The organism is Mycobacterium sp. Soil_C_30 (assembly GCF_057656995.1).
Window position 1 is genome coordinate 232,716 of the sequence record NZ_JBDGJH010000009.1, and the last position, 24,152, is coordinate 256,867.

At 67.2% G+C, this 24,152-nt stretch carries 29 protein-coding genes; 17 read left to right on the forward strand and 12 right to left on the reverse strand.

Annotated features, from left to right (window positions below):
* Positions 1-28: 28 nt before the first annotated feature.
* Both AC3A6P_RS18990 and AC3A6P_RS18995 read right to left on the reverse strand, forming a co-directional pair.
* Positions 29-1,849, reverse strand: coding sequence for an HNH endonuclease signature motif containing protein (locus AC3A6P_RS18990; protein ID WP_487693213.1), 1,821 nt, complete (start codon positions 1,847-1,849; stop codon positions 29-31).
* 193 nt (positions 1,850-2,042) lie between these two features.
* Complete coding sequence (locus tag AC3A6P_RS18995) at positions 2,043-2,342, reverse strand: hypothetical protein (RefSeq protein WP_487693214.1); 300 nt, start codon at positions 2,340-2,342, stop codon at positions 2,043-2,045.
* Positions 2,343-2,459: 117 nt separating this feature from the next.
* Here AC3A6P_RS18995 and AC3A6P_RS19000 point away from each other — a divergent pair, with 117 nt between their 5' ends.
* The gene (locus AC3A6P_RS19000; protein ID WP_487693215.1) at positions 2,460-3,359 is read left to right on the forward strand and encodes an AurF N-oxygenase family protein; all 900 of its coding nucleotides are present in this window, start codon (positions 2,460-2,462) and stop codon (positions 3,357-3,359) included.
* Entirely contained in the window at positions 3,356-3,973 is a 618-nt protein-coding gene (locus AC3A6P_RS19005; RefSeq protein ID WP_487693216.1) for a DUF4873 domain-containing protein, read from the forward strand. Before AC3A6P_RS19000 ends, AC3A6P_RS19005 begins: the two co-directional genes overlap by 4 nt.
* Here the strand turns inward: AC3A6P_RS19005 and AC3A6P_RS19010 are convergent.
* Positions 3,970-4,320 carry a hypothetical protein gene (locus tag AC3A6P_RS19010; RefSeq protein WP_487693217.1) on the reverse strand — a complete coding sequence of 117 codons (351 nt, stop codon included), beginning with the start codon at positions 4,318-4,320 and terminating at the stop codon, positions 3,970-3,972. The genes AC3A6P_RS19005 and AC3A6P_RS19010 overlap by 4 nt on opposite strands.
* A gap of 78 nt (positions 4,321-4,398) precedes the next feature.
* On the opposite strand from AC3A6P_RS19010, the gene fabG reads away from it, so the two are divergent.
* Positions 4,399-5,175, forward strand: a complete 777-nt coding sequence (gene fabG, locus AC3A6P_RS19015) for a 3-oxoacyl-ACP reductase FabG (protein ID WP_487693218.1) — start codon at positions 4,399-4,401, stop codon at positions 5,173-5,175.
* A 1-nt stretch (position 5,176) separates the two neighbouring features.
* On the opposite strand, the gene mspA is transcribed toward fabG, so the two are convergent.
* Together mspA and AC3A6P_RS19025 are read right to left on the reverse strand one after the other, a co-directional pair.
* Positions 5,177-5,836, reverse strand: coding sequence for a porin MspA (gene mspA / locus AC3A6P_RS19020; protein WP_487693219.1), 660 nt, complete (start codon positions 5,834-5,836; stop codon positions 5,177-5,179).
* Positions 5,837-5,995: 159 nt separating this feature from the next.
* On the reverse strand, positions 5,996-8,281 hold the full coding sequence (locus tag AC3A6P_RS19025; RefSeq protein ID WP_487693220.1) for a transketolase-like TK C-terminal-containing protein: 2,286 nt from the start codon (positions 8,279-8,281) through the stop codon (positions 5,996-5,998).
* 128 nt (positions 8,282-8,409) lie between these two features.
* Between AC3A6P_RS19025 and AC3A6P_RS19030 the strand changes: the two genes are divergently transcribed.
* Entirely contained in the window at positions 8,410-8,883 is a 474-nt protein-coding gene (locus AC3A6P_RS19030; protein WP_487693221.1) for an Lrp/AsnC family transcriptional regulator, read from the forward strand.
* Positions 8,884-8,894: 11 nt separating this feature from the next.
* Here AC3A6P_RS19030 and AC3A6P_RS19035 read toward each other — a convergent pair whose 3' ends face one another.
* The gene (locus tag AC3A6P_RS19035; protein WP_487693222.1) at positions 8,895-9,278 is read right to left on the reverse strand and encodes a hemophore-related protein; all 384 of its coding nucleotides are present in this window, start codon (positions 9,276-9,278) and stop codon (positions 8,895-8,897) included.
* A 250-nt stretch (positions 9,279-9,528) separates the two neighbouring features.
* Here AC3A6P_RS19035 and AC3A6P_RS19040 point away from each other — a divergent pair, with 250 nt between their 5' ends.
* A complete protein-coding gene (locus AC3A6P_RS19040) occupies positions 9,529-10,413 on the forward strand; it encodes an alpha/beta fold hydrolase (protein WP_487693223.1) in 885 nt (294 codons plus the stop codon).
* A 9-nt stretch (positions 10,414-10,422) separates the two neighbouring features.
* Positions 10,423-10,902 (forward strand): SRPBCC family protein, encoded by a 480-nt coding sequence (locus tag AC3A6P_RS19045; RefSeq protein WP_487693224.1) that lies wholly within the window; start codon positions 10,423-10,425, stop codon positions 10,900-10,902.
* On the opposite strand, the gene AC3A6P_RS19050 is transcribed toward AC3A6P_RS19045, so the two are convergent.
* A complete protein-coding gene (locus tag AC3A6P_RS19050; protein WP_487693225.1) occupies positions 10,903-11,049 on the reverse strand; it encodes a DUF1059 domain-containing protein in 147 nt (48 codons plus the stop codon).
* A gap of 127 nt (positions 11,050-11,176) precedes the next feature.
* Between AC3A6P_RS19050 and AC3A6P_RS19055 the strand changes: the two genes are divergently transcribed.
* Both AC3A6P_RS19055 and AC3A6P_RS19060 read left to right on the forward strand, forming a co-directional pair.
* Positions 11,177-12,472 (forward strand): acyl-CoA dehydrogenase family protein, encoded by a 1,296-nt coding sequence (locus AC3A6P_RS19055; RefSeq protein WP_487693226.1) that lies wholly within the window; start codon positions 11,177-11,179, stop codon positions 12,470-12,472.
* A gap of 6 nt (positions 12,473-12,478) precedes the next feature.
* Positions 12,479-13,123, forward strand: a complete 645-nt coding sequence (locus AC3A6P_RS19060; RefSeq protein ID WP_487693227.1) for a TetR/AcrR family transcriptional regulator — start codon at positions 12,479-12,481, stop codon at positions 13,121-13,123.
* 21 nt (positions 13,124-13,144) lie between these two features.
* Here AC3A6P_RS19060 and AC3A6P_RS19065 read toward each other — a convergent pair whose 3' ends face one another.
* Complete coding sequence (locus tag AC3A6P_RS19065) at positions 13,145-14,194, reverse strand: LLM class flavin-dependent oxidoreductase (protein WP_487693228.1); 1,050 nt, start codon at positions 14,192-14,194, stop codon at positions 13,145-13,147.
* Positions 14,195-14,295: 101 nt separating this feature from the next.
* Here AC3A6P_RS19065 and AC3A6P_RS19070 point away from each other — a divergent pair, with 101 nt between their 5' ends.
* A complete protein-coding gene (locus AC3A6P_RS19070; protein ID WP_487693229.1) occupies positions 14,296-15,219 on the forward strand; it encodes a LysR family transcriptional regulator in 924 nt (307 codons plus the stop codon).
* Between the two features lie 60 nt (positions 15,220-15,279).
* On the forward strand, positions 15,280-16,035 hold the full coding sequence (locus AC3A6P_RS19075; protein WP_487693230.1) for a sulfite exporter TauE/SafE family protein: 756 nt from the start codon (positions 15,280-15,282) through the stop codon (positions 16,033-16,035).
* 85 nt (positions 16,036-16,120) lie between these two features.
* Here the strand turns inward: AC3A6P_RS19075 and AC3A6P_RS19080 are convergent, their stop codons facing one another.
* On the reverse strand, positions 16,121-17,659 hold the full coding sequence (locus tag AC3A6P_RS19080) for a gamma-glutamyltransferase family protein (protein ID WP_487693231.1): 1,539 nt from the start codon (positions 17,657-17,659) through the stop codon (positions 16,121-16,123).
* Between the two features lie 77 nt (positions 17,660-17,736).
* Here AC3A6P_RS19080 and AC3A6P_RS19085 point away from each other — a divergent pair, with 77 nt between their 5' ends.
* Positions 17,737-18,207 (forward strand): nuclear transport factor 2 family protein, encoded by a 471-nt coding sequence (locus AC3A6P_RS19085; protein ID WP_487693266.1) that lies wholly within the window; start codon positions 17,737-17,739, stop codon positions 18,205-18,207.
* 98 nt (positions 18,208-18,305) lie between these two features.
* On the opposite strand, the gene AC3A6P_RS19090 is transcribed toward AC3A6P_RS19085, so the two are convergent.
* The 3 genes from AC3A6P_RS19090 to AC3A6P_RS19100 are packed head-to-tail and all read right to left on the reverse strand — an operon-like array spanning position 18,306 to position 20,790.
* Positions 18,306-18,761 (reverse strand): MaoC family dehydratase, encoded by a 456-nt coding sequence (locus tag AC3A6P_RS19090; protein ID WP_487693232.1) that lies wholly within the window; start codon positions 18,759-18,761, stop codon positions 18,306-18,308.
* A gap of 35 nt (positions 18,762-18,796) precedes the next feature.
* The gene (locus tag AC3A6P_RS19095; RefSeq protein WP_487693233.1) at positions 18,797-19,597 is read right to left on the reverse strand and encodes an acyl-CoA thioesterase; all 801 of its coding nucleotides are present in this window, start codon (positions 19,595-19,597) and stop codon (positions 18,797-18,799) included.
* Positions 19,594-20,790 carry a CoA transferase gene (locus AC3A6P_RS19100; protein ID WP_487693235.1) on the reverse strand — a complete coding sequence of 399 codons (1,197 nt, stop codon included), beginning with the start codon at positions 20,788-20,790 and terminating at the stop codon, positions 19,594-19,596. The genes AC3A6P_RS19095 and AC3A6P_RS19100 overlap by 4 nt, the downstream gene beginning before the upstream one ends.
* Positions 20,791-20,896: 106 nt before the next feature.
* Here AC3A6P_RS19100 and AC3A6P_RS19105 point away from each other — a divergent pair, with 106 nt between their 5' ends.
* The 6 genes from AC3A6P_RS19105 to AC3A6P_RS19130 are packed head-to-tail and all read left to right on the forward strand — an operon-like array spanning position 20,897 to position 24,124.
* Positions 20,897-21,328, forward strand: coding sequence for a VOC family protein (locus tag AC3A6P_RS19105; protein ID WP_487693236.1), 432 nt, complete (start codon positions 20,897-20,899; stop codon positions 21,326-21,328).
* Positions 21,325-22,122 carry an SDR family NAD(P)-dependent oxidoreductase gene (locus AC3A6P_RS19110; RefSeq protein ID WP_487693237.1) on the forward strand — a complete coding sequence of 266 codons (798 nt, stop codon included), beginning with the start codon at positions 21,325-21,327 and terminating at the stop codon, positions 22,120-22,122. Before AC3A6P_RS19105 ends, AC3A6P_RS19110 begins: the two co-directional genes overlap by 4 nt.
* A 16-nt stretch (positions 22,123-22,138) precedes the next feature.
* Positions 22,139-22,321 (forward strand): hypothetical protein, encoded by a 183-nt coding sequence (locus tag AC3A6P_RS19115; RefSeq protein WP_487693239.1) that lies wholly within the window; start codon positions 22,139-22,141, stop codon positions 22,319-22,321.
* The gene (locus tag AC3A6P_RS19120) at positions 22,321-22,830 is read left to right on the forward strand and encodes a metallophosphoesterase family protein (RefSeq protein WP_487693240.1); all 510 of its coding nucleotides are present in this window, start codon (positions 22,321-22,323) and stop codon (positions 22,828-22,830) included. The genes AC3A6P_RS19115 and AC3A6P_RS19120 overlap by 1 nt, the downstream gene beginning before the upstream one ends.
* 26 nt (positions 22,831-22,856) lie before the next feature.
* Positions 22,857-23,318 carry a MarR family winged helix-turn-helix transcriptional regulator gene (locus AC3A6P_RS19125; RefSeq protein WP_487693241.1) on the forward strand — a complete coding sequence of 154 codons (462 nt, stop codon included), beginning with the start codon at positions 22,857-22,859 and terminating at the stop codon, positions 23,316-23,318.
* Positions 23,315-24,124, forward strand: a complete 810-nt coding sequence (locus tag AC3A6P_RS19130) for an ATP-binding cassette domain-containing protein (protein WP_487693242.1) — start codon at positions 23,315-23,317, stop codon at positions 24,122-24,124. Before AC3A6P_RS19125 ends, AC3A6P_RS19130 begins: the two co-directional genes overlap by 4 nt.
* The last annotated feature ends 28 nt before the right edge of the window (positions 24,125-24,152 follow it).

The following is a 24,152-nucleotide window of genomic DNA, read 5'->3' on the forward strand; positions in this document are numbered from 1 at the left end:
GCTGTCGACGCCCAACAGCGGCGGCCTGTCAGAAGGGTGGCGGGTCGTTGGGGTCGGCGTTTTGGGTGTACTCGCCGAAGAAGAGCCGGTATCCCCAGTTGTCTTTGAGGGCCGCGCGGTGGGTGGGAGCACCGCCGCTGGCGCGATAGGCAGCATTCAATGCGCGCTCTGCGGCGATGCGGTAGGCGCGGTCCTTGGCCTTGCTGCGTTGTCGTTTTGGCATCTTCACCGACTTGTCGGCGGCCGGTTGCTTTCTGGGGCTGCCCCGCTGCACCGGGGCCGAGGTGGTGTTCACGCGCGGGAACAGAATGCGGCTCAACGGGATGCTGGTGTACGTGTGCCCCGTGGGCGTGGTGATAATTAGCGTGCCGTCGGGCTTTTGGACGTCTGACCAGCCGGCGCGGAAGGTCTTGAGCAGGTGATGGTGCCTGCAATAGCCCTTCTCGTTGGAGGGGTGTGTGGGCCCGCCATCACCCCAGGAGATGGTGTGGTCCAGGTCGGCGTCGTGGATGGGGCGGTCGCAGCCCGGCATCCGGCAAGTCAGATCCCGGGCTTGCACGAATTCGCGGTCGGCGTTGCGGAGGCGGTAGCTTTCGGTCGGCTCGAGCGACGGTGCCTTGACATGGCGAACTCCGGCACCGGCGGCGATCAATGCGGCGATCAGCGCATTCGGCACCACGCCGTACCCGGGGATGAACCCCGGCGCCCGGCCCACTGTCAAAGGTCCTGTGGAAGGCGTGGTTTCGGCGCCATCCTGCTCGTCGACGTGCTCAGCGGTTGCGTCGATGGCCTCGGCGTCGGGCTCAGCAGTCTCCTCGGCCGTCTCGGATTTGCTTGCGGATGAGTCTATTTCGTCCCCGGAGGGTGCGTCGACGTGCTCAGCAGCCTCGGCCTCGGCGACAGGGGCGTCTGCCGACGCCGGCTCGGTCTTTTTGCTGCGGTGTGTGACGGTCACGTTGTCCGGGCCGGTGGGGAACACGCCCTCGCCGTGGATCAGTGGATCCGGCGGCGCGTCGAGCAGGTCGGCGTCGGCGTAGATGTGCACCACGAATCGCGAGGCCACTCCGTCATCGGCGGCGGCGGCACAGGTGTCGGAGCCGCACAGGCATGTGAGGTGGCGGGCGCCGACGTGCAGGGCTTCGGCTGCGTCAGCCATGCGTTGATCCAGAGTTCGGGGATCATCGGCGCAGACGGCCTTGGCCATGGCGCGCAGTGTCCCCAACAACAGGGCCCCACCCGGTTTGCTCAACCGCATCTTGATGGTGGTGATCCCGGCCTGGTCGTCGGTGTGTTCCACACTGACCCCCCGCCCGCGCACAGTGTTGCGGACCCGGCGTACCGCATCGGGATCGAACCGTTCGACCCACACATCGACGGCGTTCTTCAAACGGTAGTACGACAACCCGCTCCACCCATACAGCGCGGCGGCTTCTGTGCAGGCGTCGTCGAGCTTGGCCAGGGCCTCGTCATCGACCACCAGCAGGGTGCGCTCCACGACGGTGGACATCACCCGCGCCGAGATCTCCCCCCGCAGGAACGCCGCGGCCAACTTGGGGAAGCGTTCCCGCATCGCCGCCCCGACCTGCAGATCGGTGAACGCCCACCTCGGGGAGATCCCGAACGCGATGCCCATCTGGGCCACCACATCGTCTTCGCCGTCGATGGCACACAAACCGGCATCCTCGTCGGCGTCGGCGAGGAACACCGCGGCCCATTCGGCCATCGCGGCCAACCGCTGGGCTTCGCAGGCAGCGCCCGCCCGCGCCCACCCCACCGCGGCATCAACGACCGGGGCGGCATCACAGCCACCTCGCAATTCGTCGATCATCGTCGGCAATGGGGGGAACATGCCTCGACCATAACGACCGGGTCCGACAAAACCTGGCACCCAAAAGCGTTGTCAGAGAATCACATCGGTGTCGCACAACTGTCGCACAGACGCGGGCACAACGACTCCAGCAGTCACCGATGTTCCGCCGGTTAAAAGTTCCCGTGGGCAACTCCGAGCCCAGAGCGCGCACTCAAGCCCGCGCCGCGCTACGTCACGAGGTGGCTTCGTCCTCGTCGACGATCTCGTAGAACGACTCGCCGTCCTCAGGTGTCCCGTCGATCTGGCCCCGGGTGCGTCGCGCCGGACGCTCCTGCTCGTCCCCACCGGTGAGCACATCGGGCACCTCGTCGGCGAGTCGCTCGTCGAGCGTCTCCTCCTCCTTCGCCTCGATCCACTGTTCCGGCGGGTCGACGACGATATCGCCGTCGTTGTTGCGCACCTCGTCGGAGTCCAGCGATTCACTGGGGCTCAGCGTGTTGTCGGGCCCTTCATCGTCGTAATCACCGTCCACGCGCACGAGTGTGCCCCATCCCCGGATTCACAAAACCTGGGGGTTACTCGCCAGTACCAAAAGTATCCGGTACCGCGGGTATTGACTAAGCCCCATCGGGGTCCATACCGTGGGTTCATGGTTGCGCCGACTGCTCCGGGGACCGCCCGCGAAGAATTCTCCGACCGTTTGCTCAAGGGCTCGGTCAAGAAGTCCTATGCACCGATCGTCGACATCGACTGGGACGCACCACTGGATCCCGACAAGTTCTATCTGCCACCCCAGGTCGTGACGATCTTCGGCACCCCGGAATGGGAGGCGATGACCCGTGAGCAGCAGATCGAACTGTCGCGGCAGGAACTGATCAACATCCTGTCCGCGGGCATCTGGTTCGAGAACATCCTCAACCAGGCGCTACTGCGCGACCTGATGCACAAGAACCCCACCGCCAGCTCCACCCACTACGCGCTCACCGAACTGGGTGACGAGACCCGGCACATGGTGATGTTCGGCAAGACCATCGCCCGTATCGGCGGTGTACCGGTGCGGCCCAAACTGGCGCAGCGGATCATCATCAACTCGCTGCCGTTCCTGTTCCGCGGCAGCGTGCTGTGGGGCGCGGCGCTGGTGGGCGAAGAGATCTTCGACGCACTGCAACGCCAGATCATGGAGGACCCCGATCTGCAGCCGATCGTCCAGCGGCTCATGCGGATTCATGTCACCGAGGAAGCCCGCCACATCCAGTTCGCACGCGACGGGCTGCGCAAGTCGGTGCCGGCGATGCCCCGGTACCGGAAGTTCGTGCTGGCGAATCTGCACGGCGCAGGCGGGCCGTTCTACCGGATGCTGTTCACCCTGCCCATCCAGTACCACCGGGCCGGGCTGGACGGCACCCGGATGCGCCGGGTGGCCAGGAACAGCCCGCATTTCCAGGCGATGTGCGTGACGTCGTTCGCCTCGTTGAACGCCTTCTTCGAAGAGGTGGGCCTGATGGGCCGGATCGGCCGCAGGATGTGGCGGCGGGCCGGATTCCTGTGAGCGTCATCGTCATCCGCGACAGCGCCGACCAGGCCCGTTTCGACCATTCCACCGAGACCTGGACCGTGACCACCGCCGACGGCCGGTGCGAGACGGCCGCGGTGGTGATCGACACCCGGCGCTCCGGTGACACCGCCATCGCCGTGCACGGCATCCCGAACTACTTCCGCGTCCCGGGCCCTGATGTGGAACGCCAGACCCGGTTGGTGCAGCGCTGCCTGGACCTGTTCGAGCGCAGCGGAGCCGCCCGGATCGAAGCCCGCTCGCGCGTCACGGCCAGCCGGTGGAGCCCGGTGCCGTTGGCGCGGCGGTTCTACCTCAGTGGCACCGCTCCTGATGACGACGATGTCTACGAAGGCCCGGCCACGGTCGGGCTGCCCGACGGCGACGTCGACGTGCGGGCCCGGCTGTCCGGACACCTGGCGGCCATCGACGGTCGGTATCACTGGCGCGGGACCGTCACCGGAGCGCTGCCGACCGACGTCCTCAAAGGTGCGCGCACCGTCACCGTGTCCACCCCCGGACACAGTGCCCAGGCCAAGATCGTCGAGCAGACCCCGTGGGGCGGCTACACCGTCACCGGTGTCGATGCCCCGCCGTACGCACTGACCTAACGCGTCGCCGTGTCCAGCCGCTGCAGCAGGTCGTGCGCGGCCAGTTCGACCTCTTTGTGGCGCCACTCCATCGCCCGGTACACACAGGCGATCAACCCGGAGCGGTGCAGCCGCCGAAAATCGCCGTAGGCGAACGCATATCGGGCTTTGGTCTCGTCGGTGGCGCCATCGGTCAGCGCCAGGTGCCATTGCGCGTACTCATCCCAGGTGTGTGTTTCCAGGAAGTCGTTCTGCGCCTGCGCCTTGGGCTGGACCTGCCCCCAATCACTGTCCAGGACGTACTGACGGGCCCCGATCAGCTCGTGTGCCTTGCTCACCGCCGCGTCGTTGACGACGTACTTCGCCATGACTTGCTGGTATACCCCCGGCGGCAGTCGGTGTCACGCCGCCGTGCCAGAACGGCCGATGTGCCGCACACTGTGTCCATGTTTTCGCTGGAGGGTAAATCGGTTCTGGTCACCGGGGGCAGCAAGGGTATCGGCAAGGGCATCGCCTCGGTGTTCGCGCGAGCCGGCGCCGACGTGGCGATCGCCGCGCGTTCGGCCGCCGATCTGGATTCGACGGTGGCCGAGCTCGACGGCCTCGGTTCCGGAAAGGTGCTGGGCGTGACCGTTGATGTGCGGCAACCGGATTCGTGCGCCGCGATGGCCGCGGCCGTGGTGGAGGCGTTCGGTGGCATCGACGTGCTGTGCGCCAACGCGGGTGTCTTTCCCGACGCGCCGCTGAAGACCATGACACCCGAGCAGTTCGACGACGTCTTCGACATCAACGTCAAGGGCAATGTCTTCAGCGTGCAGGCCTGCCTGGACGCGCTCATCGCCTCGGGCCGGGGGCGGGTGGTCCTGACGTCCTCGATCACCGGGCCTATCACCGGTTTCCCGGGCTGGTCACATTACGGCGCCTCGAAGGCCGCACAGCTGGGGTTCATGCGGACGGCCGCGATCGAGCTGGCTCCGCACCGCATCACCGTCAACGCCGTCCTGCCGGGCAATGTGTACACCGAGGGCCTGGCCGATCTCGGTGAGGACTACCTGGCGCAGATGGCCCGCTCCATCCCGAACGGCGCGCTGGGCAAACCCGAGGACATCGGGTACGCAGCAGCGTTTTTGGCCTCCGACGAAGCCGGCTACATCACCGGCCAGTCGATCACCGTCGACGGCGGGCAGGTGCTGCCGGAATCGCCGGAGGCCGTCACACCCTGAATCAGTTCATGTTCCAGGGCGCGCCGTAGGTGGTCACGCTGTCACCGGCCGAGGAGATCAGCCGGGCATAGGGGCGCAGCAGCACGCCACCGGCCGCACCGGTCACGGTGCCGTGCGCGTTGGAGACCGCCACCGCACCTCCCGAGCCGGTGACGTCCACGGAGAAGGTGGCGACTTCCTGGATGCCGGGGCCGTTGCCCAGGTCAGCCGAGATCGAGACGCCGGGGAACAGCGGCGGGGTCACGATGGCCGGGATGAGGTCCAGATCGAAACCACCGGTGATGGGGTTGAACGTGCCGTAGTCCTGGCCGTCGAACGCGATGTTCGGGGTGGTGTAGCTGAAGTTGATGCCCACACCCAGCGACCACGGGAAGCCCACCTGGTAGCCCAGCTCCAGCACGCCCTCGAAGTCGTCCGCGCCCGCACCGGTCACCGCGTAGACGGCCTTGCCGGAGTGGAACCACTCCCGGGTGAGGCGGTTGCGGTCCAGCGGGAAGACACCGTTGAGGAACGTGTCCCACTGCTGGATGGTCAGGGTGCGGCCCTGACCGTCGACGAGGCTCAGCTCATTGTCCAAGCCAGCATGTGAGGTGCCCGTGCTCGCGAACAGAGCCGCGACGGAGGCGATCAACGCCACCAGCACCCGTCCGATTACCTTCATTTTGCCCCCAGCCTGGTCGGCGGTGAATTCCCGGCAGTTTGTTCAACCGGGGTCGGCGGTTACCGCACTGAGGATGCTGGCACCGTCCGGGGCCAAAAGGTCACAAATGAGAAACTTCACATGCTGCTCTTAATTAACGCTAACGATTGCGTCTTGGATTCAAAACAGCAGGTCAAGGGCCGCGGTGACAATGCTGTCGGTGTCGATGCCGTGGTAGCGGTACGCATCCTCGAGGGCACCGACCTGCCCGAACCGGCTGACGCCCAGCGCAATCGAGCGGACGTTGTTGATGCCGGAGAGGAACGACAGCGTGTGGGGATGGCCGTCGAGCACGGTCACCATCGGTGCGGCGCGTTCGGCGCCGAACACCTGCTCGAGAACCCAGGTGGGCGCCTCGGAGCGCCCCCGCCGCGCCTGCACGGCATCGAACAGCAGTCCGGGGCTGGTCACGCACACCACGTCGGCATCGATCCCCTGCTCGGCGAGACGGTCTGCGGCAGAAAGGGTTTCGGTGATCATCGCGCCCATCCCCACCAACGTCACCGCGGGAGAAGCGGCCCGCCGCAGCAGGTAGGCGCCGGCGACCACCTGGCGTCGGCGGCGCTCGCGTGCCGCCGGATCCCCGGGGACCGCCGCCAGTTTCTGATCCACCGGCCGCGTCGACAACCGCAAGTACGACGATGTGCCATCCACCCGGCCCAGCCGCGCCAGACACGACAGCAGGGTCCACTCGACATCGATGGCGAAGGCGGGTTCGTAACTGACACACCCGGGTTGTTCGAGGCCGATCGACGGTGTCTTGATCGACTGGTGCGCACCGCCTTCGGCGGCCAGAGTCACCCCCGACGGCGTGCCGACCAGAATGGACTGGCCGCCGGCGTAGATGCCGTATGACCACGGCTCCAGCGCTCGTTCCACGAACGGGTCATAGAGCACGCCGATCGGGAACAGTGGCTCACCCCAGCGGCTCCAGGTGGCGCCGAGTTCGCCGATGAGCCCCACCAGGTTGGTCTCGGCGATGCCGAGTTCCATGTGCTGGCCGGTCGGTTTCTCGCGCCAGTGCATGATGGTCTCGGCGTCGTCGTCGAACCAGTCGCGCCGCTCGGTCGTGGACCACACCCCCACCTTGTTGAGCCAGCCGGCCAGGTTCGTCGTCGAGCTCACGTCGGGGCTGACGGTGACCACCCGCCCGGCCGCCTCGGGCGCTTCCCGAGTCAGGTCGAGCAGCGCGCGTCCCAGCGCCGCCTGGGTGGTGGATGTCCCCGTCGGGGTCCGGCCGATGTCGGTGGGGACCGCAGGCGGTGTGCCGTCGGGCACCGGCCGCCGCTCCAGACGGTCTCTGGTGGCCGCACACAGCACCGCCTCGTCGCTGCCCTCGTCGAACCGCCGCCACGGGTGTGTGGGGTCCATGCCCAGCTCGGCAGCCAGCTCGTCATACTGTTCGACGGTCAGCAGGGAGGAGTGGTTCTGCGGATGTCCTTGTGTCGGAAGGCCGTAACCCTTGATGGTGTAGGCGATCACCACCGTCGGCCTGGTGTCATCGATCTGGCTGAACGCCTCACGCAACAGGTCGTGGTCGTGGCCGCCGAGGTTGCGGATGGCCGACAACAGGGTGGCGTCGTCCAGCCCCGCGATCAGGTCGCTGATGGCGCCGGCGCCCTCGCCCCCGCCGGGCAGGCGTGCGCGGAGCTCCTCGGCGTCGCAGCGCAGCAGGCGCTGGTACTCGGGGTTCGGCATGTCCACGATGCGGCGTCGTAATGCGTCACCACCGGGTTGTGCGAACAGGGCTTCCAGCAGCCGGCCGAACTTGCAGGTGATCACCTGCCATCCGGCGGCGGCGAACATCCGCTCCAGCCGGTCGGCGGCGATGTGTGGCACCACCCGGTCCAGCGACTGCCGGTTCATGTCCACGATCCACACGATCTCGCCGTACTCGGCCACGGCGGGGTCCAGGATCGCCTCCCAGACCGCGCCTTCGTCGAGTTCGGCGTCACCGACCAGCGAGTACTGCCGCCCCGTTCCCCCCGCATCGCCGAAACGGGACACATACCTGCGTGCCATGGCGGCCCAGATCGGTGCCGTCGCGCCGATCCCCACCGAGCCGGTCGAATAGTCCACCGGGTCAGGGTCTTTGGTGCGGCTGGGATAACTCTGCAGACCGCCGAACTCCCGCAAGGTGGTCAGGTACCGCTCGTCGAGTTCGCCGATCAGGTAGTTGATCGCGTGCAGCACCGGTGACGCGTGCGGTTTCACCGACACCCGGTCGCCGGCCCGCAGATGCTCGAACCAGAGTGAGGTCATGATCGTCGCCATCGAGGCCGACGAGGCCTGGTGCCCGCCGACTTTGAGGCCCGAGGTGTTGGGCCGGACACGATTGGCGTGGTGGATCATCGCGGTGGACAGCCACAGCACGCGTTTCTCGATCTCGACCAGCGGATCGCTCATGTCACCCTCCTCTGACGTGCGAAGTCACCTCGAGTCTGGATTCTCGACGTGAATCTGCGCAACGATGTCCGCAGACTCTGTGCAGATTGCACAGCAGAGACGAGCAACGAAGCGGGGAGACGAGCACTATGCCTGAGGTACGCGACACCGTCGACGCCATCGACACGCGCATCCTGTCCGCGCTCAACGACGATCCCCGGGCCGCCGCGGTCACCCTCGCCGACCGCACCGGGCTATCGCGCAACACCGTGCAGGCCAGGCTCGCCAGGCTGGAGGCCGGCGGCGTGCTGCGCCGGTTCGAGCGGCGCATCTCACCGGCTGCCCTCGGTTATCCGTTGACGGCATTCATCCTCACCACGGTCACACAACGGAAACTGCAGCAGGTCGCCGATGCGCTCGCGGCGATTCCCGAGGTTCTCGAGGTGCTCGGCATCAGTGGACCGGTCGATCTGCAGGTCCACGTGGTGGCCCGCGACGCCGACGATCTGTACCGGATCGCCGGGCGCATTCTGGACATCGACGGTGTGGAACAGACCAACACCTCGCTGGTGATGCGTCAGCTGGTGGATTTCCGGCTGACTCCGCTGCTCGAACAGCAGTGACCCGCTGAGCCTCAGCCCATCTGGAATTCGTCGAACGCCGCGATCAGATCGGATCCGGCGAAGGAGGCGCCGCACTGGCTGCGAAGGGTCAGCAACGGTGCGGTGATGTTGCGCAGGTCGAAGTACTCTCCGGGGTTTGCCGTGAAATAGGACCGGACGGTGTTGGTGGCCTGATCCCGCGGTTGCGTCAACGCGTTGGACAGGGCGTCGTTGGCCCCCGGATGCGAGGCCAGATATTGGCTGGCCGCACCGGAGACCTGACTGATGGTGGCGGTCGCGGCGTCGGCTCGGCAGGGCTCCGCTGCTGCGGTCGGTGCGGCCAGGACGGCTACCGCGAATCCTCCGGCCAGCGCTCCGGCCGCGCCCCGACGGACGATCTTCCCGGTGAGGTTCATAAAAGTGTTTCCCTTCGAGTACGCCCCGTCCCTGGCAGCTACGTACCCGCCGGGGTGGGTGGTAAACGCCGGCCCCCACGCGACACGCCCACGGGCGGATGTGATCGAAACGTTATCCAGGCAGGTGACAAGGGGCCCCGCGAACCGAATCCGTCTCCGTGTTACCAGTGAGTAACCTACGTCGGCGTAACCTCCGCTATCGTCGGGCAGACGGACCACCATCTCCACTCTCCACGGAAGGACGGTCCCCATGGACGAACTTCGATACCTCGACCTGCATGGCAATCGTGTGGCCTACCGCGACGCCGGCCCGGACACCGACGACGGCAGCCACGAAACCCTGCTGTTGATCCACGGGATGGCGGGTAGCTCGGAGACGTGGCGCTCGGTGATCCCGCAGCTCGCCCGCCAGCACCGCGTCATCGCGCCGGATCTGCTGGGACACGGCGGCTCGGACAAACCGCGCGGTGACTACTCACTGGGCGCGTTCGCGGTATGGCTGCGCGACTTCCTCGACGAGCTGGGCATCCCGCATGCCACCGTGGTCGGGCAGTCGCTCGGTGGCGGCATCGCCATGCAGTTCGGCTATCAGCACCGCGACAAATGCGAACGGTTGGTCCTTATCGGCAGTGGCGGACTGGGCCCGGACTTGAACTGGATGCTGCGGCTGCTGAGCGCGCCGGGGGCCGAGCTGGTGCTGCCCGCGGTGGCACCTCAGCCGGTCCTGAACGTGGGCAACTCGATCAGGTCATGGCTGTCCTCGGCGGGCATCCACTCCCCGCGCGGCAGCGAGATGTGGAGTGCCTACACCTCGCTGGCTGACCGCGAGACGCGCAGCGCTTTCCTGCGCACGTTGCGCTCGGTCGTCGACCACCGCGGTCAGGCGGTCAGCGCGCTGAACCGGCTTCATCTGACAGCTCAGGTGCCGGTGCTGTTCATCTGGGGTGAGAGCGACCGGATCATTCCGGTGGCCCATGGCCATGCCGCTCATGAGGCGCTGCCGGGCAGCAGGCTCGAAGTGCTGCCGAACATCGGACATTTCCCGCATGTCGAGGCACCCTGGGAGGTGACCCGGATCCTGGAGGATTTCATCGCCTCCACAGATCGCCGGTCGACCGCTGTCACCCGCTGCTGAGGAGGACAGATGAGCCCCGAGGACACCGTCCGCGTGGTGGACGGCGGCCCGCGTCAGGTCAGCCGGTCGATCGACGTGAACGCACCTGCCGCCGACTTGTACGCCATCGTCGCCGACCCCCGACGCCACCATGAGGTCGACGGCTCGGGAACAGTGCGGACCAACGTCACGTCCCCGACGGAGTTGACTGTGGGATCGCGCTTTTCGACCCGGATGACGATGTTCGGGATCCCGTATCGGATCACCAGCACCGTCACCGCGCTCAAACCCGGCGAGCTGGTCGAGTGGCGTCACCCGTTCGGCCACCACTGGCGGTGGGAGTTCGAGCAGCTCTCCCCCACCTCGACGCGGGTCACCGAGACGTTCGACTACCGCGACACCGGTGCGGTCAAGGACCGCACCAGGTACTACGAGCGCCTGGGCTTCGCCAAGTCGAATGCCACCGGCATCGAGTCGACGCTGACCCGGCTGCGGGACCGCTACGCCTGATCAGTAGGCGATGAAGAGGATCTCGTCGCGCGAGTAGTCATGCCCGGGATGGTTCTCGGACAGGTGCTTCTGCGTCTTCTCGACCAGATCGTCCTCATCGGTGCCGACGATCGCCTCGCCGCACGGGCAGTTCAGGTGAGTCTTCATGAGACAGGTCTACCCGACGTGTCGCAGTCAGGAAAGTCAGAACTCCTTGTCTGATGCAACTGCATCAAGTCATGATGATGTCGCTTCACAAGTGAGTCCGCTTCAACGCCGAGACGGGGTAGTGACGATGTGGGATTTCGAGACAGACCCGCAGTACCAGACCAAACTCGATTGGGTCGACGACTTCATGCGCACCGAGGTCGAACCGCTCGACCTGCTTCCACTGGACCCCTACGACAAGCACAACCCGGCGGTGATGGCCGCCCTGCGACCGCTGCAGCAGCAGGCCAAGGACCAGGGCCTGTGGGCGGCCCACCTGACCCCAGAGCTCGGCGGTCAGGGCTACGGCCAGGTCAAGCTGGCGCTGCTCAACGAGATCCTGGGTCGCTCGCGCTGGGCACCGTCGGTATTCGGTTGTCAGGCACCCGATTCCGGCAACGCCGAGATCCTGGCCCTGTTCGGCACCGACGAGCAGAAGAAGCGGTACCTGCAGCCGCTGCTGGACGGTGAGATCAGCTCCTGCTACTCGATGACCGAACCCCAGGGCGGGTCCGACCCCGGCCTGTTCGTCACCCGCGCCGACCGAGACGGCGATTCCTGGCTGATCAACGGCGAGAAGTGGTTCTCGTCCAACGCCCGCCACGCCTCGTTCTTCATCGTCATGGCGGTCACCGATCCCGACGCCCGCACCCGCGACAAGATGTCGTTGTTCATCGTCCCGGCCGAGACACCCGGCATCGAGATCGTCCGCAACGTCGGAGTCGGCGGTGAATCCCCTGAGCACGGCACCCACGGTTACGTCCGCTACACCGACGTCCGGGTACCGCTCGACCATGTGCTCGGCGGTCAAGGCCAGGCCTTCGCGATCGCGCAGACCCGGCTCGGCGGCGGCCGCATCCACCACGCCATGCGCACCATCGCGTTGGCGCGCAAGGCTTTCGACATGATGTGCGAACGGGCTGTATCGCGGCAGACGCGCCAGGGTCCGCTGGGCGACTTCCAGATGACGCAGGAGAAGATCGCCGACAGCTGGATCCAGATCGAACAGTTCCGGCTGCTGGTGCTGCGCACCGCGTGGCTGATCGACAAGCATCACGACTACTCGAAGGTGCGACGTGACATCGCCGCGGTCAAAGTGGCGATGCCGCAGGTGCTGCACGACGTGGTACAGCGGGCCATGCACCTGCACGGCGCGCTCGGGGTGTCCAACGAGATGCCGTTCGTCAAGATGATGGTGGCGGCGCAGTCACTCGGAATCGCGGACGGCCCAACGGAAGTGCACAAGCTGACGCTGGCCCGACGCACCCTCAAGGAGTACGAGCCGGTGGACACCCTGTTCCCGTCGGCGCACATCCCGACCCGGCGCGCCGAAGCGCAGGCACGGCTGGCCGAACGGTTGGAACGCGAAGTGGCAGAACTGTAGTCGCCGATGCCCGCCACCGAGACGCGCGCGAACCTACTGGCCGCCGCCGAGCAACTGTTCGCCCATCGGGGTGTCGACGGCGTGAGCCTGCGTGAGATCGCCCGCAGCGCGGGCGCCAAGAACGTCATCGCCGTGCAGTATCACTTCGCCGATCGCGACGGGGTGCTGCGCGCCATACTCCACAAACATCTGCCCGGAGTCGACGAGCGCCGACACGCGCTGCTCGACGCCGCCGAAACCCGTCCCGCCCTGCCGGTGATGGCCGGGGCGTTGGTGCGGCCGTTGGCGGCCAAACTCACCGATGACGGCGGCGGCCCCGAGTTCTTACGTGTGTATGCCGACCTGCTGAACCGGCCCAAGCCATGGCGGGATGCCATGGAAGGAGAAGACGGCCGGTTCGGCAGCTTGAGCCGGTGGCGCGCGATGGTGGCCCCACTGCTCGATCCCGAGGGCGCCAAGCTCCATCTGCGGATGGATGCGCTGCTCTACACGGCCGTGCAACTGGCCCGCCGCGCCGAATCCGCGCCGCACACCGATGACCGGCTGTTCACCAGCCATCTGATCGATGTGGTGGCCGCCATCCTGGCGGCGCCGGTCTCGGAGGAGACGCGCCAGCTGTCCTCCGAACGGGACCGGCGGCGGGGCCGCTGAAGCCGGGTCATCTCACTCGACTCAGATCCCGCGCTTCTCGGCTTCCTCCCTCAGCACCGGCATGACGTGCTCGGCGAACAGCCGCATGGTCCGGTGCACGTTCTCGGTGGCCGTTCCCGGCGGGCGGACCTCCAGCCCGATATGTGTGATCAGGCCCCGCTCGCCGCGCACGATCGGCAGGAACTTCTCGATGATCTGCTCGACGGTGCCGGGGTTGGGCACGGCGAAACCGACCTGTTCGCCGGTCTGCGCGCCGTGTCGCATCATGTCCATGGTCACGCGTGCCGACTCCGGCGGCTGATTGCCGTCGAGATCTCGCCGCAGGGCGTACTGATTGGACACCCACATACATGGCTCGGCGGTGGCCTCGAATGCGTCGTCCCAGGTGTCGGCGATGCTGAGGTGGTTGACGAAGCCGATCAGCTTGTCCTCGGGGCGCTCACCGCGGTCCCGGGTGATCTGCTCGTACACCCCGGTGACGTCGGGCGCGATCAGGTTGTAGCCGCGCTCGGCAGCCCGTCTGACCCCTTTGGGCCCGAAACCACCCCAGAAGATCGGGATCCGCTTCTGCACCGGCTGCATGATCCACCGCACGTCCGGGAAGGTGAAGTACTTTCCGTCGATGTCGAATTCGGCCTCGCCACCGTGCAGACAGCGTTCGAGGATGTCGATCACTTCCCAGGTGCGGCCGAAACGGGTGCGGGGATCGACACCGAAGGTGTGGAACTCCTCCCATTGCGAGCCGACGCCGATGCCCAGATCGAAGCGCCCGTTGGAAGCGATGTCGACGGCGGCGACGTCCTCGGCCAGCCTCAGGGGGTTGTGGAAGGGCGCGCAGATCACCGAGGTCCCCAACCGGATGCGGCTGGTGCGGCCGGCGACGGCTGCGAGCATGGTCAGCGGCGATGAGTTGCCCGAGGCGAAGCAGAAGTGGTGCTCACCGAAATACACTGCGTCGTAACCCAGTTCCTCGGCCAGGACGGCATCGTTGACGTAGTTCCACCACGCGTCGGCAGCGGATTGACCGAGGTCGGTTCGCTGCCGCGGGCCGGCGATGATCGAGAAACGCATCTACTTCTTTCGTTCGGGCTCAGCCAGGGACACGTTCACTCTGCCGGTCGTGGCGCCATCAGTGAAGGCGAGATTTCTGATGGCGGACATAAACTCGGCTTATGCAGGACAGCCGCGGCACGCCGTCGTTGGTCAACCTGGATCTCAACCTGCTGGTGACTCTCGACGCGATCCTGACGCACCAGAGTGTCACTCGGGCCGCCGAGCACCTCGGCGTCAGCCAACCCGCTGTCTCCGCGGCCCTGGGCCGGCTGCGTCGTCACTTCGGTGACGAGATCCTGCGGCGCGTGGGCAACCGGTACCAGCTGACGCCATTGGCCGTCGATCTGCGTCAGCGCACCCGGCTGGCGCTCACCGGCGTCGAGCGGGTTTTCGCCAGCCGCTCGGACGTCACCGACACCGCCCGGGAGTTCTCGGTGATCGTCAGCGATTACGGTTCCGCCGTGTTGGGGCGCCGCCTGATCGAACTGGTCACCGCGGCGGCACCGCGGGCCCGCATCCGGTTCATCCCAGCCGCTCCGGAACTCGTCGACCGGGCCGAGCAGAGCCTGACCGCCGCCGATGTCCTGCTCGTCCCGCACGGTTTTGTTGCCGACCTGCCCCACGCCGAGGCCTTCCGCGACGAGTGGGTGCTCGTCGCCGATCACCGGCACCCGTTTCCCGGCGAAACGCCCTCTGTCGACGATCTACGGACCAGGCCGTGGGTGTTGCTCTACAACACCCAGACCGCGTCGACTCCCGCTGCGCAGCGGCTGCGGATGACCGGTATCGATCCCCACGCCCAGGTCACCACGGACAGCTTCCTGGCCGTGCGCAGCCTGGTGGTCGACAGCAGCCGCGTGGCGCTGCTCCCTCGGCGGCTGCTGGACATCGCCGGCATGAGCGACGGGCTCCGCGTGCACCCGAGTCCGGTGCCCCTGGATCCGCTGGTCCTGGTGATGTGGTGGCACCCCGTTTACGAGCACGACCCCGAGCACCGGTTCCTGCGCGAGGCGATAGCCCAGGTGGCCCGCGAGTACGCCTGAGGCGGGCGTATGCCAGACTTTGTCAATACATATGTCCTCTATGAATAGGCCTGTGCGGCAATGAGCTGGGCTGATGTCACGTTGCTGCTCGTCGCCGGTGTGGCGGGCGGGCTCACCGGAAGTATCGCCGGGCTGGCGTCGGTGGCCACCTATCCCGCCCTGCTGGCGGTCGGGCTGCCGCCCGTGACCGCGAACATCACCAACACGGTCGCGTTGGTGGGCAACGCCGTCGGGTCGATCATCGGCTCGCGACCCGAGCTGCGCGGACAACGGCCGTTCCTGTTACGCACCGTCCCGATGGCCGCGCTCGGCGGTGCGCTCGGTGCCGTGTTGTTGTTGTCGACACCGGCCGAAGGTTTCGAGAAGCTGGTGCCGCTGCTCATCGGGTTCTCCTCGGTCGCGATCGTGTGGCCGCGCCGGGAGAAGGCGCCCACGGATCACCCCCGCCAGAACCGGACCGTGTTGCTCGCCGAGAGTGCGGCGGTCGTGGCCATCGCCATCTACGGCGGTTACTTCGGCGCCGCCGCCGGGGTGCTGTTGCTGGCGTTGCTGTTACGGGCGGGCGGCGCGACGCTGGCGCATGCCAACGCCTCCAAGAACGTGCTGCTGGGCGCGTCCAACGGCACCGCGGCCGTCATCTTCGTGGTGGTTGCGCCGGTGCACTGGCCGTCGCTGATCCCGCTGGCGATCGGCTGCATCATCGGCTCGCGGCTGGGCCCGATCGTGGTACGGCACGCGCCTTCTGCGCCGCTGCGCTGGCTCATCGGCGCCGGCGGCCTGGTGCTGGCGATCAAGCTCGGCCTCGACGCCTACTGACCCCCTCCCAGGCCGACCCCCCTCCCAGGCCGAGCGCGCGTGTCTGTACACCAACACGCCGCCTCTGGCGTACAAAACTGAGCGCTCACCCAATCAAAACTGTTCCGTCGCTGCGGGGATCGGCCCCGGCATCAAGCAACCCGTCGGCACCGACCCGGGCAATCATCGAATGCCCGGCATCATCGTTGAGGTGGTCGACCTCCTCGACGGTCAGCGATGTACGGCGAAGCTGGTCCATGGCGGCGGGGTCCAGACCCGGCTCGACCATCACGTGATCGTCGGTCTGACCGGCGCGTCGCGCACCCACGATGAACCGGGGTGCCGCAACGATGTCCTGCGCGCTGAACCCCGCGGCGCTGCGCAGCAGCAGTTGGGTGTGGATCTGCGTCTGCGCCTTGCCGCCCATGGTGCTGTGTGCGGCCACCGCGCCGTCGCGGTGTTCGACGATCACCGGCACCAGGGTGTGGCCCGGCCGCTTACCGGCCGCCACCCGGTTCGGCGAGTCGGGGTCCAGCGAGAAGAACGAGGCACGGTTGTGCAGCAGCACGCCGGTCGACGGGTCGAGCACCTGGGCGCCGAACGCGTGGAACACCGACTGGATCAACGACACCGCGGTTCCGTCGGCGTCGACGGCCGCGATGCCGACGGTGTCCCCGGTGGGCTTGTCCGAGGGCGCATTCCGAACACGCGAACCGCCGCCGGCACGGCGCGCCGCCTGTTCGCGAGCGTCCCGATAGGACTGTTCGGTCAGCAGGGCGGCGACGTCGAACGGCGCCCATCGTGGATCGGCCAGCACGCTGTCGCGGTGGGCGTTGGCTGCGTAGAAGATCTCGGCGAGCACCCCGGCGTCCGGTGTTCCGGCTCGCCACGCCCCCAGCGAGTACAGCAGCGCGTAACCCTGCGAGTTGGGGGCGGCTGTCGACACCCTGTGGTCGCCGAAGTCCGCGGTCAGCGGGTCTTCGATACTGACCTGGTGGCCGGCTAGGTCCGCGGCGGTCACCGGCACACCCAGCGCATGGAACCCGGTTGCGAGCCGACGCCCGGTGGCGCCGCGGTAGAAGGACTCCAGGCCGTCGCGCGCCAGGGCTTCCAAGGTGTCCGCCAGCGCCTCCTGCACCAGCGGTTCACCAAGGGCGAACGGTCGCGGACCCGCGAACAGTGTCGCATGGCACCCTGGGTCCTGTCGCAGCGTCGCGGCCTCGTTGCCGAGCGCGCGGGCCAGGTTTGGGCTCACCGGAAATCCCTTGCGCGCCAGCCTTATTGCAGGCTCTAGCAGTGTCTCGAGCGGCAACGAACCGCCGCGCTCCAGCAGTGCCGCCCAGCCGGAGACCAGGCCGGGCACCGAGACCGCCAGCGGGCCGCGGGTCGGCATCGTGGGCAGCTGGTGCAGGCCCGTCGGTGCCGATCCGTACGCACCGGAAGCGTTGAGACACAGCGTGGTTCCATCGGGCCGGCGCAGGAGGATGATCGCGTCGCCCCCGATGCTGCACATGTGCGGGTAGACGACGGTGAGCACCGCTGCGGCGGCCACCGCGGCGTCGACGACGGTGCCACCGGCAGCGGCGATGTCGCGTGCGGTGTCGACAGCTGCCGGATGCGGGGCGGCGACGGCGATGGGAGGCATCCGGTAATCCTGCCCTCTCTCCCGGAGACAGCGGCGGCGGACAGGAGCACAGTGTCCCTATGACATCGAAAGGCCCGGTGACACCGAGACCGCCGCTGCCGCCGTTCACCCACGACACCGCGGTCCAGAAGGTCCGCGCGGCCGAAGACGCCTGGAATACCCGCGACCCCGCCCGGGTGTCCCTGGCCTACACACCCGACAGCTGGTGGCGTAACCGGTCGACGTTCCTGAACGGCCGAGCCGAGATCGTCGAGTTCCTCACCGACAAATGGTCACGGGAGCTCGATTACCGTCTGATCAAGGAACTCTGGGCGTTCGATGGCAACCGCATTGCCGTCCGGTTCGCCTACGAGTACCACGACGCCGACGGCAACTGGTTCCGCGCCTACGGAAACGAGAACTGGGAGTTCGACGACGACGGCCTGATGCGGAAACGCCACGCCAGTATCAACGACGTCCCCATCACCGAGGGCGACCGGCTGTTCGACTGGGACCGCTCGGGTCCGCGGCCCGAGGATCATCCCGGGCTCAGCGACCTCGGCCTGTGAACTCCAGCGTCGCTTTCCGGCCCGGTCGGCGAGCGCACAGTTTGTGCACAAAAGCCCGGCGTGTTGCCGGACAAACACGCGCGCTCGGCCGTTGAGGGCTAGCTGACGTAGCGCAGGATGCTCTCCGCCACGCATGCCGGTTTGGCGGCGCCCTCGATCTCGATGGTGGTGGTGACGATGATCTGCACCGTGCCCTGGCCGACGTCCTGGGTGTCGGTGAGGGTGCTGGTGGCGCGCACCTTGGAACCGACTGGCACGGGCGAGGGGAACCTGACCTTGTTCAGCCCGTAGTTGATGCCCATCTTGACGCCGTCGACGGTGAAGATCTGGTGCATCAACCGCGGCAGCAGCGACAGCGTCATGAAGCCGTGCACGATCGTGGTGCCGAACGGACCCTTGGCGGCCTTCTCCTGATCGATGTGAATCCACTGGTGGTCGCCGGTGGCGTCGGCGAACAGGTTCACCTCGTCCTGGCTGATGGTCACCCAGTCGCTGGAGCCCAGCTCCTCGCCTTTGGCTGCCACCAGTGCGTCGACCGACTCGAACGTCCGCATCCCTGTCGTTCCTTTCCTTGGTTGTGTTCTGCAAACTACTCGCGCGCGGCGATCAGACCTTCCTGGACCACCGTGGCACAGACCGCGCCACCGGCGTCGACGAATTGACCGGTGACCACGCCGCGGCCACGTGCCGCGGCGGGTGAACGGGTTTCCAACAGGTTCCACCGGTCGGCGCGGATCGGCCGGTGGAACCACACCGACGCGTCGGTGGTGCCGCTGCGGTGGCTGCGGTCGCGCATCGAATGGCCGTGCACACGCAGGGCGGCATCGATCATGTAGACATCGGTGACGAACAGTCCCAGACAGGTGTGCAGAAGCGCCTCATCGGGCAGCGGAACAGTTGTCCGCCAATACAACCGGCGCGTGAAGCCAGCACCTTCGCCATGGTCGGCGATTCTGATGTCCAGCTCGTCGAGGGGCAATCCGGGCGCCGGACCGGCCGGGCCGGTGGCGGGTAACGCCTCGGGATCGTCGGGCAGCACGCCGAGGTCGCCGTGTTCAGGGCCCGGCAGTGGGAGTGCGAAGGACACGGTGGCCGAGGTGATGACCCGCTCCCCCTGACGCGCCAGCACCCGCCGGGTCATCGCGGTGCGCCCGTCGTACAAACGCTCCACGGCGTAATCCACCGGCGCACCTGAGTCACCACCTCGCAGGAACTGCAGGTGCAGGCTGGTGGGCACCGCCTCCGGCTTGACGGTCTGTCCTGCCGCAGCCAGCGACTGCGCCAGGAACTGACCGCCGAAGGCGCGCTTGCCTGCCGGCCCGTGTCCCGGCGCCTGAAACCAATCCTCCTGTGTCGCAGACAGTTCCAACAGATCCAGCAGAGCGCTCACTGCACCACCCCGGATTCCGTCAGCCGCTGCACGTCTGCGGCGGAGACTCCCAGTTCGGTCAGCACCGCGGCGGTGTCGTCGCCGAGTGCCGGCGCGGGCACTGCCACGGATCGAGAACCGTTGACCGACAACGGCAGACCCGGCGCCAGGTGGTCACCGATGCGCGGCTGGTGCAGGGCGGTGAACAAGGGGTTGGCCGTCACCCGTTCATCGGCGGCCGCCTCGGCGAAGGTGCGGTAGCGCTCCCACAGGATGGATGTCGACGCCAGGCCGGCGGCGATCTGGTCGGCGGTGTGTTCGCGGAACCACACCGCGAACAACCCGCTGAGTGCCTCGCGGTGCCGGTATCGGCTGCCCTCGTCGGCGAAGTCGACGTCGAGCGCTTCGGCCAGTGCCGCAACGGCTTTGGCGGAACCGGTCAGTTCGGCCAGGTCGCGGAAGTGTCGTGGGGTGAGTGCGACGAGCATGAAGGACACCCCGTCGCTGCTGGTGAAGTTCTGCCCGTACTGGCCGTAGATCGCGTTGCCGAGTCGCTGCCGCTGGGTTCCGTTGATCATCGGCTCGGTGAGGAACCCGAGGTTGCCCGCCGTGGCCAGGGCGACGTCTTCGAGCGGCAACCGGATGTGGCTGCCCGCTCCGGTGGCGTCACGATGCCGCAGAGCGGCCGTGATACCCAGTGCCGCGTACAGTCCGCACGCCACGTCCCAGGCCGGCAGGACGTGGTTGATCGGACCTTCTTCGGTTTCCGGGCCGGTGACCATCGGGAACCCGATGCCGGCGTTCACGGTGTAGTCGACCCCGGTGCCGCCGTCGGCGCGCCCGGATACTTCGAGATGGATCAGATCGGCACGCAGCGCCGACAACTGTTCGTAGGAATGCCATGGTCGCCCAACAACATTGGTGATCACCACACCGGCGTCGGTGATCAAACGCCGCACCAGGTCCTGCCCCTCGCCCGAGCGGAAGTCCACGGCCACCGAGCGCTTGCCCTTGTTCAGGCCCGCCCAGTAGATGCTGTCACCGCTTTCGGCCAGTGGCCAGCGCCGGTAATCGGCGGCGCCACCCACCGGGTCCACCCGGATCACCTCACAGCCCAGTTGGGTCAGCGTCATGCCCGCCAGCGGGATCGCCACGAAACTGGAGATTTCGATGACGCGCACTCCGGCCAGCGGTCTCGTCGCATCGACGGTCATGACGGTAGTCAACCAGTTGCCCGTTCTCCCCACCGTGAGGACCCGGCGCAGGTCGGCGGGCCCGCCGGTCGAGAACGCGATTCTTCGTGCGTTAGAGTCACGTTCTATGCTGGATCCGGCCGACCTCTTCCACACCGGCATCGTGGTGGCCGACCTCGACGCCGCGATGCAGCAGCTGAGCGCCGTTGCGGGATACCGCTGGACCACCCCGATGACCAACACCATCCCGGTGGTCATCGGGGACACCGAACGTGATGTCGAGTTCCGGATGACGTACTCGGTGCAGGCGCCGCACCTCGAACTGGTTCACGAGATCCCCGGGACCTTGTGGACAGCGGCACCCGGGATCGCGACGCATCACCTCGGCTATTTCGTCGACGACGTCGCCGTGACCTCGCGTGACCTCGACGCGGCCGGATTCGCCTTCGAGGCCGGCACCGCGGTGTTCGCCTATCACACGAATGCGCTGGGCGTCCGGATCGAGATCGTGCAACGCGGTTTGTTCGGCGATTGGCAGGCATTCCTGGACGCCGCATGACCGTCACTCCCGGGCAGCTGAGCCTCGACGGCCGCGTCGCCGTGGTGACGGGCGGTGGTTCCGGGATCGGGCGCGGCATCGCCGCGGGCCTGGCCGCCTTCGGCGCATCCGTGATGATCTGGGAGCGCGACGAGCGGGCGTGTGCTGCCGCATCCGATGTGCAGGCCATCGCGGTCGACGTCCGCGACAGTGCCGCCGTGGACACGGCCCTGGCGCAGACCGTCGCCGAACTCGGCACCCCGACCGTGCTGGTGAACAACGCCGGCGGCACCTTCTTCTCGCCGCTGCTGGACACCGGTGAGAACGGCTGGGACGCGCTGTACCGCGCCAATCTGCGGCATGTGCTGCTCTGCACGCAGCGGGTGGCCCGGGTGATGGCCGGCGCGGCGCTGCCCGGCAGCATCATCAACGTCACGTCCATCGAAGGCGTCAGGGCCGCACCGGGTTACGCGGCCTACGCCGCCGCCAAGGCCGGCGTCATCAACTACACCCAGACCGCGGCGCTGGAACTGGCGCGCCACGGCATCCGGGTCAACGCGCTGGCACCGGACATCACGCTCACCGAGGGGCTCACCACACTGTCCGACGGCGACCACACCGACCGGTTCGCCCGCATCGTTCCCCTGGGCAGGCCCGGTCATGTCGACGATCTGGCGGGTGCGGCGGTGTTCCTGGCCTCCGATCTGGCCGGCTACATCACGGGGCAGACGTTGCACGTCGACGGGGGGACGCAGGCCGCAGGCGGCTGGTATCACGGCGCCGACGGCAACGGTTACGTCTACGGTCCGAGTTGACGGGTACTCCCCTGCCATGACTGATCCGAAAGACCGCAAGGACGATTCCGAAGAAGACGTCAACGACGACGACCATGTGGCGTCCTCTCGCGCCGGTGGCAGCGACTCCGACGGCGGCTCCTACGTCGGCCGGACGGGTTCGGACGACGCCTTGGACACCGAGGAATCCGGTGCGGAGGCACGCGCTAGAACAGAGTGATGCGCCTGCTCCTGATCGCCGATACCCACCTGCCGAAACGTGCCAAGGACCTCCCTGTACAGGTGTGGGACGAGGTGGAGACCGCCGACGTGGTGTTCCATGCCGGTGACTGGGTGAACGTCGAGTTGCTCGACGCGCTCGAGGATCGCGCCGCGCGTCTGGTGGGGTGTTGGGGCAACAACGACGGCCCCGAACTACGCGCCCGGTTGCCCGAGCGCGCCGACATCACCCTCGAGGGTGTGCGCTTCACCGTGGTCCACGAAACCGGCGGATCCCAGGGTCGTGACGCGCGCATGGCCCGCGAGTACCCGGACAGCGACGTGCTGGTGTTCGGGCACAGCCACATTCCGTGGGACACCACCTTCTCTGTGGGGCGGCCCCAGCCTTTACGCCTCCTCAACCCCGGATCACCCACCGATCGGCGTCGGCAGCCGTTCTGCACGTACATGACGGCCACGGTGGCCGACGGCGAGCTCAGCGACGTCGAAGTGCACCAGGTGCCGAGATAGCTCTGCGACAGAGGTATCTTGGATCCGTGGAGTCCCGGACCGAACTGACCAGCGTGCTGTTTGGCACCATCGGTCGGTTCCGGCGCCAGGTCCGGCGCTCGGCGGGCCGGTCAGCAGATCGAAGTTTCGCCGCCGGTCTCACCGAATCCCAGGCCGAACTCCTGCGCCTGGTCGGGCGGCAGCCCGACATCTCGGTCAGCCAGGCCGCCGCCGAACTGGGCCTGGCCGCCAACACGGCCTCCACCCTGGTGTCGAAACTCTGCGCCGAAGATCTGTTGTTACGCCAGGCCGATCCCGCTGACCGCAGGGTGGGGCGGCTGCGACTCACAGAACCGGCGCAGCAGCTGGCCGACGCCTCGCGCGCCGCCCGGCGGGCAGTGCTGGCCGACGTGCTCGACACCTTGACCGATGACGAGATCGATTCCCTGCAAGCAGGATTAGAGGTGCTGACGAAGATGACCCGCCTCCTCGAGGACCGCGCACCATGAGCGTCACCCCGGCGATCGACTGTCGTCACCTCACCCACCGGTACGGCGACTTCACCGCCGTCGACGACCTCACCCTGACCGTCGAACCGGGTGAAACGCTCGGACTGCTGGGCCCCAACGGGGCGGGCAAGACCACCGCGGTGCGGGTCCTGACCACACTGACGCCCGTCCAGCACGGCGACGTGTCCATCTTCGGCTTCGACGCCAAGCGCGACACCATGGACATCCGGTACAACATCGGCTATGTCCCCCAACAACTCTCCATCGAATCGGCATTGACGGGCCGGCAGAACGTCGAGTGGTTCGCCCGGCTCTACGACGTGCCCCGGCGGCAACGCACCGCCCGCGTCGACGAGGCGCTGTCCGCGATGAACCTGCTCGACGTCGCCGACTCCCTGGCCAGTACCTACTCCGGCGGCATGGTGAGGCGCCTGGAACTCGCCCAAGCCCTGGTGAACCGGCCCTCGCTGCTGATTCTCGACGAGCCCACCGTGGGGCTGGATCCCATTGCCCGCGACGGGGTGTGGACTCAGGTGCAGCGCATGCAGGACGAGTTCGGTATGACGGTGCTGCTGACCACCCATTACATGGAGGAGGCCGACGTCCTCTGTGACCGGGTGGCGTTGCTGCATCACGGCAAGCTGCAAGCCGTGGGCAGCCCCGCCGAACTCAAGGAGACCGTCGGCGCGGAGGCAACTCTCGAGGATGTCTTCCGCCACTATGCCGGCTCGGATCTCGACGAATCGGCTCCGCAGGGCCTCAAGGAAATCCGGTCCAGCAGGAGGACGGCGCGCCGTGGCAGCTGAAACAGTGGTAGCTGAACTCGTCCGCGCA

Bases quoted from the DNA above. Each gene is read 5' to 3' on its own strand.
- AC3A6P_RS18990 (WP_487693213.1), bottom strand. From the start codon at position 1,849: ATGTTCCCCCCATTGCCGACGATGATCGACGAATTGCGAGGTGGCTGT.
- AC3A6P_RS19000 (WP_487693215.1), top strand. From the start codon at position 2,460: ATGGTTGCGCCGACTGCTCCGGGGACCGCCCGCGAAGAATTCTCCGAC.
- AC3A6P_RS19010 (WP_487693217.1), bottom strand. From the start codon at position 4,320: ATGGCGAAGTACGTCGTCAACGACGCGGCGGTGAGCAAGGCACACGAG.
- fabG (WP_487693218.1), top strand. From the start codon at position 4,399: ATGTTTTCGCTGGAGGGTAAATCGGTTCTGGTCACCGGGGGCAGCAAG.
- mspA (WP_487693219.1), bottom strand. From the start codon at position 5,836: ATGAAGGTAATCGGACGGGTGCTGGTGGCGTTGATCGCCTCCGTCGCG.
- AC3A6P_RS19025 (WP_487693220.1), bottom strand. From the start codon at position 8,281: ATGAGCGATCCGCTGGTCGAGATCGAGAAACGCGTGCTGTGGCTGTCC.
- AC3A6P_RS19030 (WP_487693221.1), top strand. From the start codon at position 8,410: ATGCCTGAGGTACGCGACACCGTCGACGCCATCGACACGCGCATCCTG.
- AC3A6P_RS19035 (WP_487693222.1), bottom strand. From the start codon at position 9,278: ATGAACCTCACCGGGAAGATCGTCCGTCGGGGCGCGGCCGGAGCGCTG.
- AC3A6P_RS19040 (WP_487693223.1), top strand. From the start codon at position 9,529: ATGGACGAACTTCGATACCTCGACCTGCATGGCAATCGTGTGGCCTAC.
- AC3A6P_RS19045 (WP_487693224.1), top strand. From the start codon at position 10,423: ATGAGCCCCGAGGACACCGTCCGCGTGGTGGACGGCGGCCCGCGTCAG.
- AC3A6P_RS19050 (WP_487693225.1), bottom strand. From the start codon at position 11,049: ATGAAGACTCACCTGAACTGCCCGTGCGGCGAGGCGATCGTCGGCACC.
- AC3A6P_RS19055 (WP_487693226.1), top strand. From the start codon at position 11,177: ATGTGGGATTTCGAGACAGACCCGCAGTACCAGACCAAACTCGATTGG.
- AC3A6P_RS19060 (WP_487693227.1), top strand. From the start codon at position 12,479: ATGCCCGCCACCGAGACGCGCGCGAACCTACTGGCCGCCGCCGAGCAA.
- AC3A6P_RS19065 (WP_487693228.1), bottom strand. From the start codon at position 14,194: ATGCGTTTCTCGATCATCGCCGGCCCGCGGCAGCGAACCGACCTCGGT.
- AC3A6P_RS19070 (WP_487693229.1), top strand. From the start codon at position 14,296: ATGCAGGACAGCCGCGGCACGCCGTCGTTGGTCAACCTGGATCTCAAC.
- AC3A6P_RS19075 (WP_487693230.1), top strand. From the start codon at position 15,280: ATGAGCTGGGCTGATGTCACGTTGCTGCTCGTCGCCGGTGTGGCGGGC.
- AC3A6P_RS19080 (WP_487693231.1), bottom strand. From the start codon at position 17,659: ATGCCTCCCATCGCCGTCGCCGCCCCGCATCCGGCAGCTGTCGACACC.
- AC3A6P_RS19090 (WP_487693232.1), bottom strand. From the start codon at position 18,761: ATGCGGACGTTCGAGTCGGTCGACGCACTGGTGGCAGCCAAAGGCGAG.
- AC3A6P_RS19100 (WP_487693235.1), bottom strand. From the start codon at position 20,790: ATGACCGTCGATGCGACGAGACCGCTGGCCGGAGTGCGCGTCATCGAA.
- AC3A6P_RS19105 (WP_487693236.1), top strand. From the start codon at position 20,897: ATGCTGGATCCGGCCGACCTCTTCCACACCGGCATCGTGGTGGCCGAC.
- AC3A6P_RS19110 (WP_487693237.1), top strand. From the start codon at position 21,325: ATGACCGTCACTCCCGGGCAGCTGAGCCTCGACGGCCGCGTCGCCGTG.
- AC3A6P_RS19115 (WP_487693239.1), top strand. From the start codon at position 22,139: ATGACTGATCCGAAAGACCGCAAGGACGATTCCGAAGAAGACGTCAAC.
- AC3A6P_RS19120 (WP_487693240.1), top strand. From the start codon at position 22,321: ATGCGCCTGCTCCTGATCGCCGATACCCACCTGCCGAAACGTGCCAAG.
- AC3A6P_RS19130 (WP_487693242.1), top strand. From the start codon at position 23,315: ATGAGCGTCACCCCGGCGATCGACTGTCGTCACCTCACCCACCGGTAC.